This window comes from Tepidimonas fonticaldi (assembly GCF_001675355.1).
GTDB lineage: Bacteria > Pseudomonadota > Gammaproteobacteria > Burkholderiales > Burkholderiaceae_C > Tepidimonas > Tepidimonas fonticaldi.
In genome coordinates this window covers 1-901 of record NZ_LZDH01000033.1, presented here as the reverse complement: position 1 = coordinate 901, position 901 = coordinate 1, and the positions used below count along the sequence as shown (strand labels likewise).

Below are 901 nucleotides of genomic sequence, written 5' to 3'. Positions count from 1 at the left end.
AGTTGGCCAGGCCACACTGAGTTTTCCATTTATCTACCAATTAAGAAATAGGAGATAACCATGACGCAGGGAAAAATTTGGGTGGTTGATGATGATAGTTCCATCCGTTGGGTACTTGAGCGTGCATTAGATAATGCAAAATTCGCTTGCACCTGCTTTGACAGTGCGGATGCTGTACTCGCCGCATTAGAAAATTCACTCCCTGATGTGTTGTTATCTGATATCCGTATGCCAGGCACAAATGGTATTGAGCTTCTGAATACCATCAAGCAATCCCACCCGCTTCTACCGATTATTATTACGACAGCACACTCTGACCTTGATGCTGCCGTAAATGCCTACCAAGCAGGGGCATTTGATTACTTACCCAAGCCTTTCGATATTGATGAAACCGTCGCATTAGTCGAACGTGCTCTGAATCATAGCCGTGAACACAACCATACTAGCCGTGAAGCTAAGCAGCCTGCCCCTACAGTCTCTTCGACCATGATCGGAGAAGCACCAGCGATGCAAGAGGTTTATCGCATTATTGGCCGTTTATCACGCTCATCAATTAGTGTGCTTATTAATGGCGAATCAGGAACGGGAAAAGAGCTGGTTGCCCACGCGTTGCATCAACACAGCCCTCGTGCCGACGCCCCTTTTATTGCATTAAATATGGCGGCTATTCCCAAAGACTTAATTGAATCTGAGCTATTTGGCCACGAAAAAGGCGCATTTACGGGTGCGACTCAAGTACGTCAGGGCCGATTTGAACAAGCTAACCATGGGTCATTGTTTTTAGATGAAATCGGCGATATGCCCCTTGATGTACAAACTCGCTTGTTACGTGTTCTGGCTGAAGGCCAATTCTATCGTATTGGGGGTTATACCCCAGTCAATGTAGATGTACGGATTATTG

At 46.1% G+C, this 901-nt stretch carries 1 protein-coding gene; it reads left to right on the top strand.

Annotation, left to right across the window (positions count from 1 at the left end):
- Nucleotides 1–60: 60 nt before the first annotated feature.
- The coding region (locus A9O67_RS12945; protein ID WP_082955329.1) for a sigma 54-interacting transcriptional regulator at nucleotides 61–901 on the top strand (841 nt) is incomplete at its 3' end.